Here is a 14,964-nt window from a genome sequence, read left to right on the forward strand (position 1 = left end):
GATACTTTTTATTTCTCGTTTGTGTCCTGTGCTTTCTCCTGTGACATTTCTGATAAAAAAACCCCAACAGTAGGCATTACATGTTCCTGCATTTGACTACGTACTACTTCTTCTATCTTGCCTAAGCTTGTTAGTTCCTCAACTGGAGTATTTTTGTAGAGTATTTCTGCGATTGCACTAGCATTACAGCACAATTCGCCGCATCCTTTTACGCACTGATTATCAGGCTTATTCGGGTTGTCTATCCAGGTTTTTTGGTATTCAACCGTTTCCAGGAGAAACAATCGCAATAGATGGTAAAGTGCTGCGAGGTTCATACGAAGCCATTAGCGACGATCCAAATGTAGAGTATCATCCCGCGATTATGTTGGTTAGCGCTTACATTGTTGAGCGAGGGTTAATTCTTGAACCCTATCAAGTTGCATCTAAAACGAATGAAATTACCGCTATTCCTGCTTTTATCGAGCAAATGGCAATCGAGGGTGTAGTGTTTGCTTTTGATGCCATCAGCACCCAAAAAAACAGCACAGGTGATTATTGATACTAAAAATGACTATCTAGGGGCTTTAAAGGGCAATCAATCAGGTTTACTCAAAGCGGTAGAAGACAATTTTATCCCGGTTCAAAGTGACTTCCAAATCAATAAAGGGCATGGTCGCATTGAGAAACGCACTGTTAGTATTTGCCAAAATTTAGATGGGATTCCTGATTTCCCAGGGCTAAAAACCCTTATTCGTGTCGAATCAGAACGACATATTTATCGGGCAAATATTGTCGAAGTCTCGACCGAAACTCGCTACTATATTGCTTCTTTTATTGATACTGCCAAGGCTTTTGCTGAAAGGATTCGAGGATACTGGGGTGTTGAAAATAAAGTACATTATGTTAGAGATGTCACCCAAGCTGAAGATGTATCACGAATACGAACAACACCCTTAATTCAATCCTGGGCAATTGCGCGTAATTTGGCACTTAACTTATATCGAGACATCGGCTTTCAAAACATGGCTCAAGCTCAACGTATGGCTGGTTTTGGACTGAACACACTTATTGAACTTTTTAGAATGAAATAGCCCTGGTTCCATTAATATTTCTAAGTAATTTATTCGCTATAGCATTTGCTATATCGTTAACTATATGTACAACTCTTAGTTTTTCCACTCAGGATTTATACCAATATAAAAAAACTTTTTCTAGTAATCTCATCTACTCAAATCGCTGGAATAAAGGCTACACAAGAATTCTTTTATTAAAAAAATAATAAAATCTACGTGTAAATACTTTGCAAACTAGTATAAAGTAAATATGAAAAATTATTTTCCTAAAAAAAAATAGCACTCTTGTACTGGAAGTTATCTGAGATTCTACTGATTTTTTATAAACAAAGAATAAAAATTAAAAAATAGAATTTTCCTCCAATTAGTGTATAGATAAAATATTTCGATAATTCGAGTGACAGAAAAACCTTAAATTTGGGTAGTTGCTAGGAATTCATGCAGCACCAGGTGTTCCAGTTCTTTTTGGGAAAGAATAACAGGGTACCTACTTGTACTGTACATCTGAGTTTTAAATACAGTTCCCGGCTTGAGGTCATAGAAGGGAAATTCGGGTTCTGTACAACCAATACAAGGCATTCCTGCGCGAGTTTTTGAGGAAACTTGGTTCCAGAGAATACGATTACAGGAAGAATGGGTCATAGGTCCCCGACAGCCTAAATCGTAGAATAAACAACCTCTGCGTTGACCAAATTCACCTGTTGATGCTTTGTAAGCAAAGTGGATGTTGCGAGTACATCCTGTTTGGGTAAAGGTATTGAAGAAAGTTTGCGGACGGTGGAGTTCATCTAAGGCAATATCACCGATACGTCCGGTGGCGATCGCCACTAATATCTGTGTGATCCAGTCTGGGTGTGCGGGACATCCAGGTATATTGATTACTGGTAAACCGGATTTGGCACGAAAGTCTTTCCCTAAAAATCCACCTTCCTCACGTTTGAGGAATTGTAAACCTTTAGATTCGCTGGGATTTGGTGACATCGCTGGTATTCCTCCCCAAGTTGCACAATCACCCACGGCAACAACATAATTAGCAACTTTAGATAAGTCAGCTAACCAGTCTTTCATGGGGCGATCGGCAAATCTGTTCCATTCCCCCGTACCGTTAGGTGCGTTTACCACCGAACCTTCAAATACGAGAATATCTACGGGAATCCTACCCAACACGCAATTCCACAGCATTGATTGTAGGCTTTCACCCAGTTCTAATCCGAGTGAGGGATGCCAAAGTAGATTAAAACCAAAGTCCGCAATCAAATCACAAGCTGTGGGTTCTTGGGCATTGAGAAATGACATGGTGTTGCCACTACAGGCTCCACCTTGTAGCCATAGTAAGTTTGTCATTTGCTAATTGTGTTCTGATTGTTTACCCTGCCAATTATGGGTGTAGAGTTATAGGTTTGGGATTTTAGGGTTTGAGTTTTAGATGATATTTTGCTACAAGTTATTGGCTAACCTGAGAAAAGATTATACTTACACCCAAGAGATAAATTTTGTTGAGAAAACTCAAAAGTATTCATATTTATCTTCTTGAACGTCTAAAATCATGTTTATCCCAATCCAAAATTATCTAAGTCTGATTGACACTACCTCTTTTTTCATATCAAACTTGGGGTAATTATATTGTATCTGACACCATGTTTTTTATTTTTGTCTATTTACCAACATATTTTGTTTTGTGAGTCTGATTATACAGAAAAACCATAAGCAATAATTGCTGAATGTCGCTAATTATCTGATTTATCTGTGACACATACTCAAATTATAAAATTTAAAACACCAAACTTAAATAGTAATACAACTAAATTCATAGAGAATGTTAACTAATAACAATTAATTATTAATTAAATGGTTAATTGTAAATTGTTAACTAGTAACTACTTGCGATTAATTGCATATATATACTTTATCTGAGTTAACTGAGGTTAATTAAAGAAAATTGTGAATTTAGTGTGGTGAAATCACAATCTATATCTGTATAAATTAATTGTTAATGGAGTGAAATTAATTAACCAAAAAATCTCATGAAGTTGCCAAAACAACAAAACACTCAATCCTCCCCAATCTCTCAAGAGAACAGACATGTCCTCTAGTATTACAGATTCAACAGTCAAAGCCGCAATGGAAGCGATCGCATCCGAGTCTGCAACAACTGAAGAAAAAATTCAGATGTTGATTGAATTGGCGCAAGGTTGTCAAAAACAGCCGAAAGCACCAAAGGACTTGCGTAATGCGGTATCGCTATACTACCAAGCATATGAATTATGCAAAGATGATTACCCTTTGCTAAAAGCCAGGACAAAGGCTGGAATGGCTAATGCGCTACAGGCTATTCCCGCAGGAGGAACGGATTTACTTTTGCAAGCAAAAGCAGGTTATGAGGAAGCATTACCAATTATGCTTTCCTTGGCGACACCGCAGGAAGTTGCCGAAGTGCAAATGAATTTGGGGTTAGTGTTACAGTCCTTAGCAAACCATAACTTAGCGCGAATTAGCGATAGTATCAAAGCCTATCAGGAAGCATTGCAAGGGTTTACCTGGGAAGAGTTTCCCCAGGAGTATGCGATTTTGCACAATAATATTGCGATCGCCTACCTCTCAATGCCACTATCATCGGAAAAAGAATATTTGCGACATGGATTAGCTGTACAGTCATTTGAAGTCGCACTCAAGCATATTCAGCTGATAGAACACCCTAGAGAATATGCAATGTTACAGAATAATTTGGGTAACGCGCTGCAATATTTACCCAGTTCACATCCTGTTGAAAATAATTTACGGGCGATATCTGCTTACGATGAAGCTTTAAAAGTTCGTAACCCCCGTGATACTCCCTTAGAATACGCTAATACTATTGCAAATAAAGCAAATGCTCTATCTAATCTTCCTGATAATTTAGAAGATTGGGAATCTGGGAATTCAAAAAATTTGCGACAAGCGAGTAATTACTATCAAGAAGCATTAGAAATCTTTAAGGAACATGAACAAATTGAGCAAGCCGAATTAGTGGAACAAGCACTAAAAGACATCCAAAAAGAATTAGCATAAAGAAAAATTACGTAACACTTTATGTAACTCTTGACAATAAATATTGGCAAACATTAATTAAACAACAATCAAAAGAGGAAAATAATGGAAGAAATTATTAATGACCCACTAATTCATAAATTAATCGTCAGTTTAACAGCAGATGAAGTTAATTTTTTCACAGGGTTTATTTGGCTGATAGTAGCCACTTTTATCTCAATGGCAGGTGGTGCAATTGGAGGATTACTGATTGCCAGAAAAGATTTAGGCTATGAATTATCTGCTATTTTAGGTGGTTTTTTTGGACCAGCAGGTGTAATTCCCACAATATTACTCGGACTGGCTATTTTAAATATACTTGCACAATAATCAGGAGGAATCATGTTAGAAATAGCGTGGTTTGCAACTCGCCTATTTTTTAAAGGTCAACTGCTCCGTGACCCCGTTGACTTTATCAAGAAAATTGTTTTTGGTACGGTAATTGGGCTGACGCTATTTCTTTCGCTAGCACAAACCGAAATACCATTAGGAATAGCTATAATTACATCCAGTCTAATCACTGGAATAGTCATGCCTTATCTATTTCGAGATTTCAAAATGAAATAGCTTGTAGCGATTTGATTTATTCACAATTGGGTTTAAATCTCAAAATATAGACTTAAAATATAGAGGTGCGATCGCATCTCTATCATTGATTATTTGCGCCTTGGATAAATGGAAATAAATGCCTGCAAAATTTCTAACTAAACACAACTTGCAAATCTAAAACAAATCCAGGTAAAACCTCTTCTCCAGATAAACTTGTCGGATTATCCAAGACTTCTACAGGCTGATTGGGGCGATAAATTTCAACTTTTTTATTCTTTGTATCAATTAACCATCCCAAGAGCAATCCATTATTGATATACTCCTGCATTTTTCTACGTAATGGTTCCATATTGTCACTTTGGGAACGCAATTCAATTACAAAATCTGGACAAAGTGGTGGAAAAGAGTCTTGTTCTTCTGGTTGTAAGTTCTCCCATCTGGCTTGACTTATCCAAGCTGCATCCGGGGAACGTTCTGCACCATTGGGGAGCAGGAAAGCGGTTGAGGAGTTAAAAGCCACACCTAGTTTTGCTTGTCGATTCCAAAACCAAAGTTGTCCTTCTATGTCTATGTTTCGCTTACCAGTATTTCCTCCCGTAGGGGGCATAATAATTAATTCTCCTGTGGGAGTAAGTTCTAGCTGTATCTCTCGATTCGCAGCTGCAAGGAGGGCGAATTGCTCTTGGGTAACTTTTAGGTTGGGGGGAATATTGAGAAGTAAGTTGCTCATAGACAATTAAACATTAAAAATGCCTACATAGATATATTATGAGCTAATTTTTTCAATTAAAGATTTTTTATGGGTGTCAGATACAGGACATCATCGGTTATTAGGGTGGAAAATTTACCTACTCACGATAATCACCCCTACTTTCACTTATGCTGCAAACCCTCATATAAGGGGGAGAGCGAACTACATGCAAAGAGGGGTAAATCGTAGATAGAAGCAGATCAGAAGCCGTTTTAAAGCCGGATTTTAATCGGGGGCTGTTATTACCTGAGGTAAGTATTATTTATAAGGAGCAGTATCCCAATAAACAAAAATGGACTCGTTTGCGAGTCGATAAATTTGACCTTTTTTGCCTAAGCCTGATTGTCTATAGGCTGCTTTACCATTCCGATCCACATAGTTCCCAGGCTTGTTTCCCACAGGTTTAAGCTCATAGCGCTTGCCATTTTTTCTTAGTTGGATACTGACAAAACCTTGACGCTGAGAGAAGTTACAAAGTCCAGAAGAAGATGCCCGATCTTGTCCTTTCGGGTAGACATCACAGCGAGCCTTGACAGTATCTGCTTTCGCTGGCAAAACATTACAAATTGAGGCTAAAGAGAAAAATGTGGCAATCAATGCTATCTGAAATTTCATGATTTTTCCGCAGCTAAGTTAATAGTAATTTGAAATAAATTTCCAGAAAGAAGAAGCTCTTGCTACATATATATTTCAGTGAATTATTTGTATCTAAGCCTCAACTCTTGAAATCTTTGTAGAGCAAGAACTTGACTTTTACAAATTCAGTTATTAGGGTCTATTATCCACTTGTACCTTAATCTTTTGGCGAGGACAACGCCAAGGCGCAGGATGACCAGCACTTGTTCCAACGTGAGTGCAACCTTGGGCTTGCATTGAATCCCATGAGACATCATTAGGCTTGTAGAATCGCCAACGATTTTTGTCATCTGGTCCCGACTCGGCTCTGAGTTCACGTGTAGAGCCTCCGTAGCCATAATTTGGTTGATTATTATTGTTATTATTTACTCGCACCCTGATTTTCCGGTTAGAGCAGCGCCAAGGAGTTCCACCGCCAACAAAAACACAACCTTGCGATCGCATTTCATCTAGTGAGACATCATTAGGCTTGTAGAATCGCCAACGATTTTTGTCATCTGGTCCCGACTCGGCTCTGAGTTCACGTGTAGAGTCTCCATAGCCATAATTTGGTTGATTATTATTGTTATTATTATTTACTTGCACCCTAATCTTTCGACTAGAACAGCGCCAAGGCGTAGAACCAGTACCAACAAAAGTGCAACCTTGCGATCGCATTTCATCTAGTGAGACATCATTAGGCTTATAGAATCGCCAACGACCCTTGTCATCTGGTCCCGACTCGGCTCTGAGTTCACGTGTAGGAAATCGTTGTGAGACTAGCAAAGGAGTCCTACCAGTTTTAATTTCTTGCGCTAAAACTGAATCATCTTCCGTCTTGATGGAAACTGAACTCAAGAGAATGCCACAAACTGCGAAATTAACGAATCGAGACAATCGAGTTGTTTTGGTGAAATTCAACATAGAATTACTCTACTGGTTTTAAATATTACAGCGTTTTTTATTTAAATGGAGTACACCTTTCTCTAACCATTACCTTGAGCAAGATGAAATGGTTTGCACACAAGTTGCCATAGGGCGAATTTCCAACTAAACAAAGATGGATTTAAACTGACACAATTGCTGCTAAGTTTTGAGTCTTTGATTTAGGGTGACGAACTAGTAGACATAGATAGAACCCTTTTCATCCACATAAATAGATCGCGTGATTCCAAAGGTGGCTGGCTGACCTGTGATGGTGACAATTAGCTCGTTACGTACGACTTTAACTTGAGCGCGTAAATTTGTGTCTTTAACATCCGTATATACCGTCAAATCGATTGGTGGCGGTAGATAGCTGGTATGGAGTGTACCAAAAGTAACTGACTTCTGTGGTATAACGTTGCGTTCACGCGATGTTGGCTCTGCAAGTACAGCCAGGATGTTAACGTTTGACTGATTCACAACACGAATTTGGATCGGCTTGTTGGGATTAATTTTGGCAGCAATAGGCGATCGCCTGTCATTTTGTTGTTGCGAGGTATTGGGAACTTGCTCACTTTGTTGAGCAGTTGTTAACTCGGATTGGGCGATCACACCCATTGTGATTAATCCCACCACAACCAAAATGCTCAATTTCATCAATGATTTTCTCCGATAGTTTTCAGAATCCTGCTCATGAAGTTTAGTAATGTTGTTATTTAATGATTGATGATTGAGAACATCTGTGTATGTAAAGCAAGTAAAAAATTGTTTAGAGGGTAATCTTGAGAATAGTAAAAATTACAGCTTCATAGCTTAAGGTTGGCACTTGGAAGCCAAAGCTGCTTTTGCTACCCAAACTTTATTGCCATTATTATCAGTTGCCTCTACATACTCAAAGCTACTACCAGGAATATTGGTTTTGCGATCGCAATTAACTTTGAGTTTTTGTCCTTGTGTCAGGCGAATTTTGATACTTTGATCCCGTTGAAAAAATGCCGAAGTGCTATAAGTTAAAGTTTCATTGCGGATTGAAGAACTTTGCGTTGGCTGATCTGTTTGAGCCTGAGAATTGGTGACATTTTCCGTTTTTGGCTGTTCCCCATCGGTGCCAATGATAAATTTTCTGGAATCAATGATGTAGTTGTGTTTTCCATCAGAACCAGAAAACTTTCCACCTTCACGATTGGCTGGGACTCTGATGTATCCTGAACCATCGTGATAGGTAATGACCATTTGAAAACTGGCTTCACCTGGACAAATAGTTACTAAGTGTCCTGTAGTTCTAAATTTGGCTTCTGGTGTTTTTTCTCCACAAACACTAGCAGCTTTTGCTTCTGGTGTGATTAATGCACCTGTAATCAGTACAACTGACAAAAATATACTTGTTCTCATGGTTATCATTGAGCTAATAACATAATTAAAATTCTATTAGCCCTAAACTTCCCATGTTTCCCTATTCACCTCAAGCGCAGATAAATCAGTTAAGGACTCTTCCAGCAAATTACTCAGAAATACTACCAAATTGATGACCAGGATATAATTGGTACATTTCTTCAGAAAGAGTGAAACCCTTAGCTATCCTGATAGTACAAAAATTTCTGCTGATAGTGAGATTGACAAAATACTTTTATTAGTCATCTAGTTTTCAGGTTTTCTTCAATAAAATTTATGTTGTCTTCCTGAAAAAATATCACTTACATCAGTTAAGATAAAAATATAACTTGATAATAATAATTAATACAAAAATTAAATCTTTAGTTTAGATATGAAACAATACGATAACACATCAAAGCGAAAACGGGGAGTAGTTTTGACTGTTGCTGGATTGAAGAGATTTCAAGCAGCGATTTTAGATGTAGAGAGAACAGAAAGGGGAGGAAAGCGTTTTACACAAGCGGAACTAAGCGATCGCATTGGAGTTTCCACCGCTACCCTGAGTCGTTTATGGTCTTTAAATTCTAGAATAGATCCGCGCACTCTACGAATATGCTTTAGTGCTTTTGATTTGCGACTGGATGAGGGAGATTACACCCTTTTTGATGCTGATTATATCAATGGAATAGATGAAAGCTGGGAAGAAAATGAAGAGGTTATAGGTGGAGATGCCTTTGAAAATGCAGGGGATATAGATTTATTTTCAGCTAATAATGTAATATCTCAAATTGTTTCCATAGTTGTTGGTGAGGAAAAATCTTCTCATGTCGTTACATTCAAAGAACGGGTTGAGCAAACCTCTACAACTATCCCAGATACAACCCTTGAATTATTGCCTAATAATCACTATGAATATAATCTTGAACACTATTGTAAATATCCTAGTGGTCCAATAGCTGTAGATTCCCAATTGTATATTCCCCGTCGCCCACTGGAAGAAATAGCATATCAAGAAATCACACAACCAGGATGCGTGATTCGGATTCAAGGTTGTCGAGAGATGGGCAAAACTTCTTTAATGTTGCGGATTTTGGCTCATGCTATGAAGTTAGGTTATAAAACTGTAACACTTAACCTCAATCAAGTTGATATTGATGTTTTGCACAAGCCACGATTATTCATGCAATGGTTAACTGCAAGTATTTCTCGGAAACTGGGAGTAGAATCCCACCCAGAACAATACTGGGATGAAGAAATTGGCAATAAACTGAGTTGTACCCTTTACATGAAAGAATGTTTAATCGCACCTTTAGAACAACCTTTATTGTTGGTATTAGATGATGTCCATCATATTTTTGAATATCCAAATTTAGCCAGAGAATTTCTACCTTTGTTACGTTCATGGCAAGAGGAAGCACAACAGGAACAAGTATGGCAAAAACTCCGAATGTTGATTATTTATTCTACTGAGGTTTATATTCCTCTTGACATTAATCAATCTCCTTTTAACATTGGATTGCCGTTAAAATTATCGGAATTTAATCATGAACAAGTAATTGAATTAGCAAAAAAATATGACATTGATTGGAGAGCAAATAATGAAGCCAAGCAACTCATGCAATTGGTCGGAGGACATCCAGCACTGATTAATTTGGCTCTTTATTACATCCGTTGCCAAGAATTAACATTAGAAGAGATTTGCACAACCGCAAGCACACATACTGGCATTTATCGTCAACATTTGCAAAGTTTATTCAATAAATTACAACAAAATTCACAATTATTAGATAATTTCCAAAGAATCTTAAGACAAGAACATAGTAATCCTCTAGATACATTAAATGCTTACAAATTAGAAAATATGGGTTTAATCCGATCGCAGCAACAAAGCTGGGTGATTAGTTGTAAATTGTATCAAGACTTCTTTGGTCAATATCTGGTATCATAAATTGGGTCAAACTAGCAGAAAATAATTAAAAATAATGATTTTTTAGATGTTTTTAGATGTTATACACATCCGCAACCACTCAGTAAATTCTTCACAACTTTATAGTGATAGTACGAGCGGTTAGCTATTAGCTGTACTCTAGGAGAAGGCTACGCCTATAGCGATTAGCTACAAAACCTATAAATAAACGCTAATAGAATTTTGAGAAGTTCATTTTCTGACCGTTTTTAGTATAAGTTCAGTATTCTGCAATATTGTCCTCTCAGGAAAAATGTTGCCATGATGATTCCAAACATTTGTAAAGTTAATGCCTCCCTAAATGCTAATGCCCCCAACTATGTCATATGGTTATAATTGCTTGCTGCCTAGTTTCGAGTTAGCTTCTTAACTCTTATGGGGAATTCCTTTCGATACAAAGTTGGTGGATGTCTTCAGGCGGATGCGCCCAACTATGTAGTGCGGCAGGCAGACCGCCAGCTTTACCAGGCACTACGGGCAGGGGAATTTTGCTATGTATTCAATGCGCGGCAGATGGGTAAATCATCGCTGTTGGTGCGGGTAAAGCAACAACTCCAGCAGGATGGGGCACATTGCGGCTATTTGGATATGACTCGCTTGGGAAGCGATCGCCTCACACCCCAGCAATGGTATCGCGGCATTATAGTCAGTCTACTCCAGAGTTTTCAGCTACTGGGAATTGTGAATTATCGGGATTGGTTCGCCAGCCATGCAGATATCCCTTGGATCCAGTGCTTGACGTTATTTGTAGAAGAAATTTTATGGGGACAATTTTCCCAAACACCAATTTATATTTTTATTGACGAAATTGATAGTTTATTAAGTCTAGAATTCCCCACGGACGATTTTTTTGCCTGGATTCGCTCTTGTTATCACCAGCGATCGCATGATATCCGTTATCAACGCCTGAATATTGTCCTATTTGGTGTGACAACACCCTCCGATTTAATTGCTGATAAGCAGCGGACACCCTTCAACATTGGTCACGCCATCCAGTTAGATGGGTTTACAATTACAGAAGCCACACCCCTGGCAGCAGGACTGAACCCTGCGGTAGAAAACCCCCTCGCCACCCTCCAGGCAATTCTGTATTGGACGGGAGGACAACCCTTTCTTACCCAAAAACTCTGTCAGATGGTGATTTATGTGAGGGAGCAAGGGGAAAAATCACGATTACAGATTTCCCCTGATAGGGAAACGTTGTGGGTAGATGAGGTAGTTAAAGCTTATTGCCTGGACAATTGGGAAACTCACGATGAACCTGTACATTTACGCACTATCCGCGATCGCTTATTCTGGAATGAAAACCGTACTGGACGATTGCTGGGCATTTATCAACAACTGTTACAGGGAGAATTCGTACCCCTGGATGAGAGCCGTGAGCAGCTGGAATTATTGCTCTCAGGATTGGTGGTGCGCCAAGGTAATCACTTAGCAATCAAAAATCCGATTTATCAACATGTTTTTAACCTAGCATGGGTAAACCAGCAATTGAACCGTCTGCGTCCCTATGCTGCTGCGATTAACGCTTGGGTTGCGTCCCAACGCAGAGATACCTCCACACTACTACGGGGAAAATGTCTAGTGGCAGCGCAACAGTGGGCACAGGACAAAAGCCTCAGCGATTTAGATTACCAGTTTCTTACTGCCAGTCAGGATGCAGAACGGCAGTTAATCCAACAGCAACTTGAGGCACAACAGGAAAGCGAACGGTTCTTTCGGCAACTGGCAGAAGCTATACCCCAAATAGTTTGGATTTTGGAGCCAGATGGTAAATTGTCTTATAGCAACCAGCAGGGAACTAGCTTTTCGGGGCGATCGCTCTCGGAAATAAAGGACTGGCAACGTTTAGATGTGGTTCATCCCGACGATCAACCTCGTAGTCTTGCAGCCTGGGCATATTCCCTGGAAACAAACTCACCCTACGAAGTACAACTGAGAATACAAGATGGGGAGGGAAACTATCGCTGGTTTCTGAATCGGGCAATTCCTATCCGCGATGGAAGCGGACAGGTGGTTAAGTGGTTTGGCACCAGCACCGATATGGATAACCTGAAACGGGAGGAAGAAATCCAGCGATTGCGAGAAGTTGAGCAACGACTTCAACAACAACAACGTGCTAGTCGGTTACAAAAATGGTTGTTGCTAACTGTGAGTGCAGCCTTTGTCATCGCCAGTGGTTTGGGATTATACGCCTTTGCTCAAAGACGGCAAGCTACCCTGCGAGAAATTGAAGCCATCACCCATACCTCGGAAGCGCAGTTTGCCTCTGGAAATCGGTTAGATGCGCTGGTGACTGCCATCAAAGCCCAGAATAAGTTGAGTAAATTGCCTGGTGTGCCCACGGAGTTAGCTGTCCAAGTCGAAGGAGGGTTACGCCGTGCTACCTTTCAAGCTGTTGAAAGGAATCGGTTACGTGGTGACAAGGGACGAGTGCTGGGTATTGCCGTCAGTCGTGACGGACAAGTGATCGCCTCGGCACATCAACAGTCTGAGATTTTCCTGTGGGCAGCGAATGGCAAATTGCTGCACACCCTCAAGGGTCATGAAAGAGAGGTCAACGATGTAGAATTTAGTCCGGATGGGCAAATCCTAGTTTCCGCAGGGCAAGATGCTACAGTGCGGTTATGGCGGCGGGATGGTTCACCCCTGAAAATTTTCCGGGGTCATCAAGAGAAGGTGTTATCGGTTGCTGTCAGTCCAGATGGCAAGTGGATTGCTTCTGCTAGTCAAGACAAAACTGTAAAAATTTGGAGCGTGGATGGCAACTTAAAGCGAACTTTCGCCGGACATAATGATTTCGTCTGGGATGTGGCATTTAGCCCGAATGGGCGATCGCTTGCTTCTGCTAGTTGGGATAATACAGTCATCCTGTGGAATTTGGATGGAACGAAAATTCGCACCCTGAAAAACTCCATCCCTTCCGAAAAAGGCAAAAACCGCCTGGTGAGTGTAGCTTTCAGTCGTGATGGGCAAACCCTGGCAACAGGTGATTGGTATGGGAATATATTGTGGTGGCATATCGATGGCACCCTATTGCACACCGCCTCCGAACACCATAGTGCAGTTGTCAGCCTTGCTTTCAGTCCAGACGGGCAAACCTTGGTTTCTGGTAGTTGGGATGACACTATCAAGTTCTGGAATACTGACAAAGCCGTCACCAGAAGCCTGAATGCTCATCCTAGCGGCACTTGGGAAGTAGCATTTAGCACTGATGGTTACAGGCTGATCTCTGGCGGAGAAGATAAATTAGTTCGTATCTGGGAACTGCACCCCGACCTCGTCACCGTGTTACGCAGACATCGCGCTTCGGTGTGGAATGTGGCGATCGCTCCCAATGGTCAAACATTGGTTTCATCCAGTGCCGATGGTACAGTGAACTTATGGAAACCGGATGGTAAACTTCTGCATACCATAAATCTGGATCAAGGAGAGGCTTGGGCAGTGGATGTTAGTCCTGATGGTCAGGCGATCGCTATTGGTAGTAATAATGGCTTCCTGAACCTGTGGGACATCAATGGCAAACAATTACAGACTATCAAAGCCCATGGGGATGTCGTATTTGATGTCACCTTCAATCCCCAGGGGACAGAAATAGCCTCCGTCAGTTGGGATGGCTCGGTGAAACTGTGGCACCGCGACGGTAGGTTAATCCAAGCTCTGCAAAAAAGTCCAGTCGTCCTTCATACTGCGGCATTTAGTCCCAATAACCAATGGCTAGCAGTTGTGGGTCGGGATAAAATTATCCACCTGTGGCAACGGCAGAAATCAGGGCGCTTTCCGACCAAACCTCAGTTCCAACTGCCAGGACATAATAGTAATATGTGGGATGTTGCTTTTAGTCCAGATGGTCAAATGCTAGCAACTGCCAGTGAGGACACCACGATCAAACTTTGGTCACTAGATGGCAAACTCATTCGCACACTTACAGGACACAGCGATCGCGTCAATGCTATCACCTTTGTTCCCGCCAATTCTGGACTCCCAGCAGCCTGGGGTACTGTAATTGCTTCTGCCAGTTGGGACAAAACCATCAAACTCTGGAAAATGGATGGCACCCTGCTCACCACTTTGGAAGGACATGAAGAACGAGCGTTGGATGTAGCATTTTATCCGGCTACGAAAACTAGAGGCGCACTGCTGGCATCTGCGGGATTAGATGATGTGGTGATTCTCTGGCAACTTGATCAAGTATTGGATATAAAGCAGATCATGCACTCTAGTTGTGCTTGGATACGCGATTACTTGCAGACATCTTCAAATATGAGCGATGCTCGGAAGTATACGCCTCACGGTGATCGCTCCTTATGTGATGGCAAGTAGGAAATCATAACTTGAGCAATTTTGTGTATACATTTTGTGTATTTATACAGCGAGAATGCGAAACAATTAAACCTAGCTCTGGAAAAAATAAAGCAGAAAGTATAGGTTAGTGAGAATAGTTGTATGAAATAATTTTATTAAATGTTAATGTACCCCACCAACTATATTTTTGTAGTGCAACATCAGATAAATCATTTAATATATGAACTGAGCATCATTTATATCAATTAATCTTGAATTACTTTACATTTGTGAGGAAATCAGAGCGATTTAGTTGCTGTGTGGGACTTGACATGGAACTCAATTAGAAGGATATTTTAGGGACTTCCAGATAACAAAAT

At 40.3% G+C, this 14,964-nt stretch carries 13 protein-coding genes and 1 pseudogene; 7 read left to right on the top strand and 7 right to left on the bottom strand.

The features are described 5' to 3' along the window. Positions 1-194: pseudogene (locus VB733_RS12720) on the bottom strand (ISKra4 family transposase); the annotation flags it as partial. A gap of 170 nt (positions 195-364) precedes the next feature. Here VB733_RS12720 and VB733_RS12725 point away from each other — a divergent pair. Both VB733_RS12725 and VB733_RS12730 read left to right on the top strand, forming a co-directional pair. Beyond that, the gene (locus tag VB733_RS12725) at positions 365-541 is read left to right on the top strand and encodes a hypothetical protein (protein WP_323340433.1); all 177 of its coding nucleotides are present in this window, start codon (positions 365-367) and stop codon (positions 539-541) included. Continuing rightward, positions 501-1,073: an ISAs1 family transposase gene (locus VB733_RS12730; RefSeq protein ID WP_323340434.1), complete on the top strand. Its 573-nt coding sequence runs from the start codon at positions 501-503 to the stop codon at positions 1,071-1,073. The genes VB733_RS12725 and VB733_RS12730 overlap by 41 nt, the downstream gene beginning before the upstream one ends. 393 nt (positions 1,074-1,466) lie before the next feature. Here the strand turns inward: VB733_RS12730 and VB733_RS12735 are convergent, their stop codons facing one another. Beyond that, positions 1,467-2,399, bottom strand: coding sequence for a hydrogenase small subunit (locus VB733_RS12735; protein WP_323340435.1), 933 nt, complete (start codon positions 2,397-2,399; stop codon positions 1,467-1,469). Between the two features lie 738 nt (positions 2,400-3,137). On the opposite strand from VB733_RS12735, the gene VB733_RS12740 reads away from it, so the two are divergent. The 3 genes from VB733_RS12740 to VB733_RS12750 all read left to right on the top strand — a co-directional run bounded on the left by VB733_RS12740 (position 3,138) and on the right by VB733_RS12750 (position 4,688). Next, a complete protein-coding gene (locus tag VB733_RS12740; protein WP_323340436.1) occupies positions 3,138-4,103 on the top strand; it encodes a hypothetical protein in 966 nt (321 codons plus the stop codon). 84 nt (positions 4,104-4,187) lie between these two features. Continuing rightward, the gene (locus VB733_RS12745) at positions 4,188-4,451 is read left to right on the top strand and encodes a hypothetical protein (RefSeq protein WP_323340437.1); all 264 of its coding nucleotides are present in this window, start codon (positions 4,188-4,190) and stop codon (positions 4,449-4,451) included. Between the two features lie 12 nt (positions 4,452-4,463). Further along, positions 4,464-4,688 (top strand): hypothetical protein, encoded by a 225-nt coding sequence (locus tag VB733_RS12750; RefSeq protein WP_323340438.1) that lies wholly within the window; start codon positions 4,464-4,466, stop codon positions 4,686-4,688. 133 nt (positions 4,689-4,821) lie between these two features. On the opposite strand, the gene VB733_RS12755 is transcribed toward VB733_RS12750, so the two are convergent. The 5 genes from VB733_RS12755 to VB733_RS12775 all read right to left on the bottom strand — a co-directional run bounded on the left by VB733_RS12755 (position 4,822) and on the right by VB733_RS12775 (position 8,352). Continuing rightward, positions 4,822-5,400, bottom strand: a complete 579-nt coding sequence (locus VB733_RS12755) for a Uma2 family endonuclease (RefSeq protein ID WP_323340439.1) — start codon at positions 5,398-5,400, stop codon at positions 4,822-4,824. 279 nt (positions 5,401-5,679) lie between these two features. Further along, the gene (locus VB733_RS12760) at positions 5,680-6,036 is read right to left on the bottom strand and encodes a hypothetical protein (protein WP_323340440.1); all 357 of its coding nucleotides are present in this window, start codon (positions 6,034-6,036) and stop codon (positions 5,680-5,682) included. A gap of 153 nt (positions 6,037-6,189) precedes the next feature. Then, positions 6,190-6,960 (bottom strand): hypothetical protein, encoded by a 771-nt coding sequence (locus VB733_RS12765; protein ID WP_323340441.1) that lies wholly within the window; start codon positions 6,958-6,960, stop codon positions 6,190-6,192. A 195-nt stretch (positions 6,961-7,155) separates the two neighbouring features. Beyond that, the gene (locus tag VB733_RS12770) at positions 7,156-7,617 is read right to left on the bottom strand and encodes a hypothetical protein (protein ID WP_323340442.1); all 462 of its coding nucleotides are present in this window, start codon (positions 7,615-7,617) and stop codon (positions 7,156-7,158) included. A gap of 156 nt (positions 7,618-7,773) precedes the next feature. Then, complete coding sequence (locus VB733_RS12775; RefSeq protein WP_323340443.1) at positions 7,774-8,352, bottom strand: hypothetical protein; 579 nt, start codon at positions 8,350-8,352, stop codon at positions 7,774-7,776. Between the two features lie 373 nt (positions 8,353-8,725). Here VB733_RS12775 and VB733_RS12780 point away from each other — a divergent pair, with 373 nt between their 5' ends. Both VB733_RS12780 and VB733_RS12785 read left to right on the top strand, forming a co-directional pair. After that, positions 8,726-10,282, top strand: coding sequence for an AAA-like domain-containing protein (locus VB733_RS12780; protein WP_323340444.1), 1,557 nt, complete (start codon positions 8,726-8,728; stop codon positions 10,280-10,282). 393 nt (positions 10,283-10,675) lie between these two features. Next, positions 10,676-14,623, top strand: a complete 3,948-nt coding sequence (locus tag VB733_RS12785) for an AAA-like domain-containing protein (protein WP_323340445.1) — start codon at positions 10,676-10,678, stop codon at positions 14,621-14,623. Positions 14,624-14,964 lie beyond the last annotated feature (341 nt).

The organism is Calothrix sp. UHCC 0171, assembly GCF_034931845.1.
Classification (GTDB): domain Bacteria; phylum Cyanobacteriota; class Cyanobacteriia; order Cyanobacteriales; family Nostocaceae; genus Brunnivagina.

Bases quoted from the DNA above. Each gene is read 5' to 3' on its own strand.
- VB733_RS12725 (WP_323340433.1), top strand. From the start codon at position 365: ATGTTGGTTAGCGCTTACATTGTTGAGCGAGGGTTAATTCTTGAACCC.
- VB733_RS12730 (WP_323340434.1), top strand. From the start codon at position 501: ATGCCATCAGCACCCAAAAAAACAGCACAGGTGATTATTGATACTAAA.
- VB733_RS12735 (WP_323340435.1), bottom strand. From the start codon at position 2,399: ATGACAAACTTACTATGGCTACAAGGTGGAGCCTGTAGTGGCAACACC.
- VB733_RS12740 (WP_323340436.1), top strand. From the start codon at position 3,138: ATGTCCTCTAGTATTACAGATTCAACAGTCAAAGCCGCAATGGAAGCG.
- VB733_RS12745 (WP_323340437.1), top strand. From the start codon at position 4,188: ATGGAAGAAATTATTAATGACCCACTAATTCATAAATTAATCGTCAGT.
- VB733_RS12750 (WP_323340438.1), top strand. From the start codon at position 4,464: ATGTTAGAAATAGCGTGGTTTGCAACTCGCCTATTTTTTAAAGGTCAA.
- VB733_RS12755 (WP_323340439.1), bottom strand. From the start codon at position 5,400: ATGAGCAACTTACTTCTCAATATTCCCCCCAACCTAAAAGTTACCCAA.
- VB733_RS12760 (WP_323340440.1), bottom strand. From the start codon at position 6,036: ATGAAATTTCAGATAGCATTGATTGCCACATTTTTCTCTTTAGCCTCA.
- VB733_RS12765 (WP_323340441.1), bottom strand. From the start codon at position 6,960: ATGTTGAATTTCACCAAAACAACTCGATTGTCTCGATTCGTTAATTTC.
- VB733_RS12770 (WP_323340442.1), bottom strand. From the start codon at position 7,617: ATGAAATTGAGCATTTTGGTTGTGGTGGGATTAATCACAATGGGTGTG.
- VB733_RS12775 (WP_323340443.1), bottom strand. From the start codon at position 8,352: ATGAGAACAAGTATATTTTTGTCAGTTGTACTGATTACAGGTGCATTA.
- VB733_RS12780 (WP_323340444.1), top strand. From the start codon at position 8,726: ATGAAACAATACGATAACACATCAAAGCGAAAACGGGGAGTAGTTTTG.
- VB733_RS12785 (WP_323340445.1), top strand. From the start codon at position 10,676: ATGGGGAATTCCTTTCGATACAAAGTTGGTGGATGTCTTCAGGCGGAT.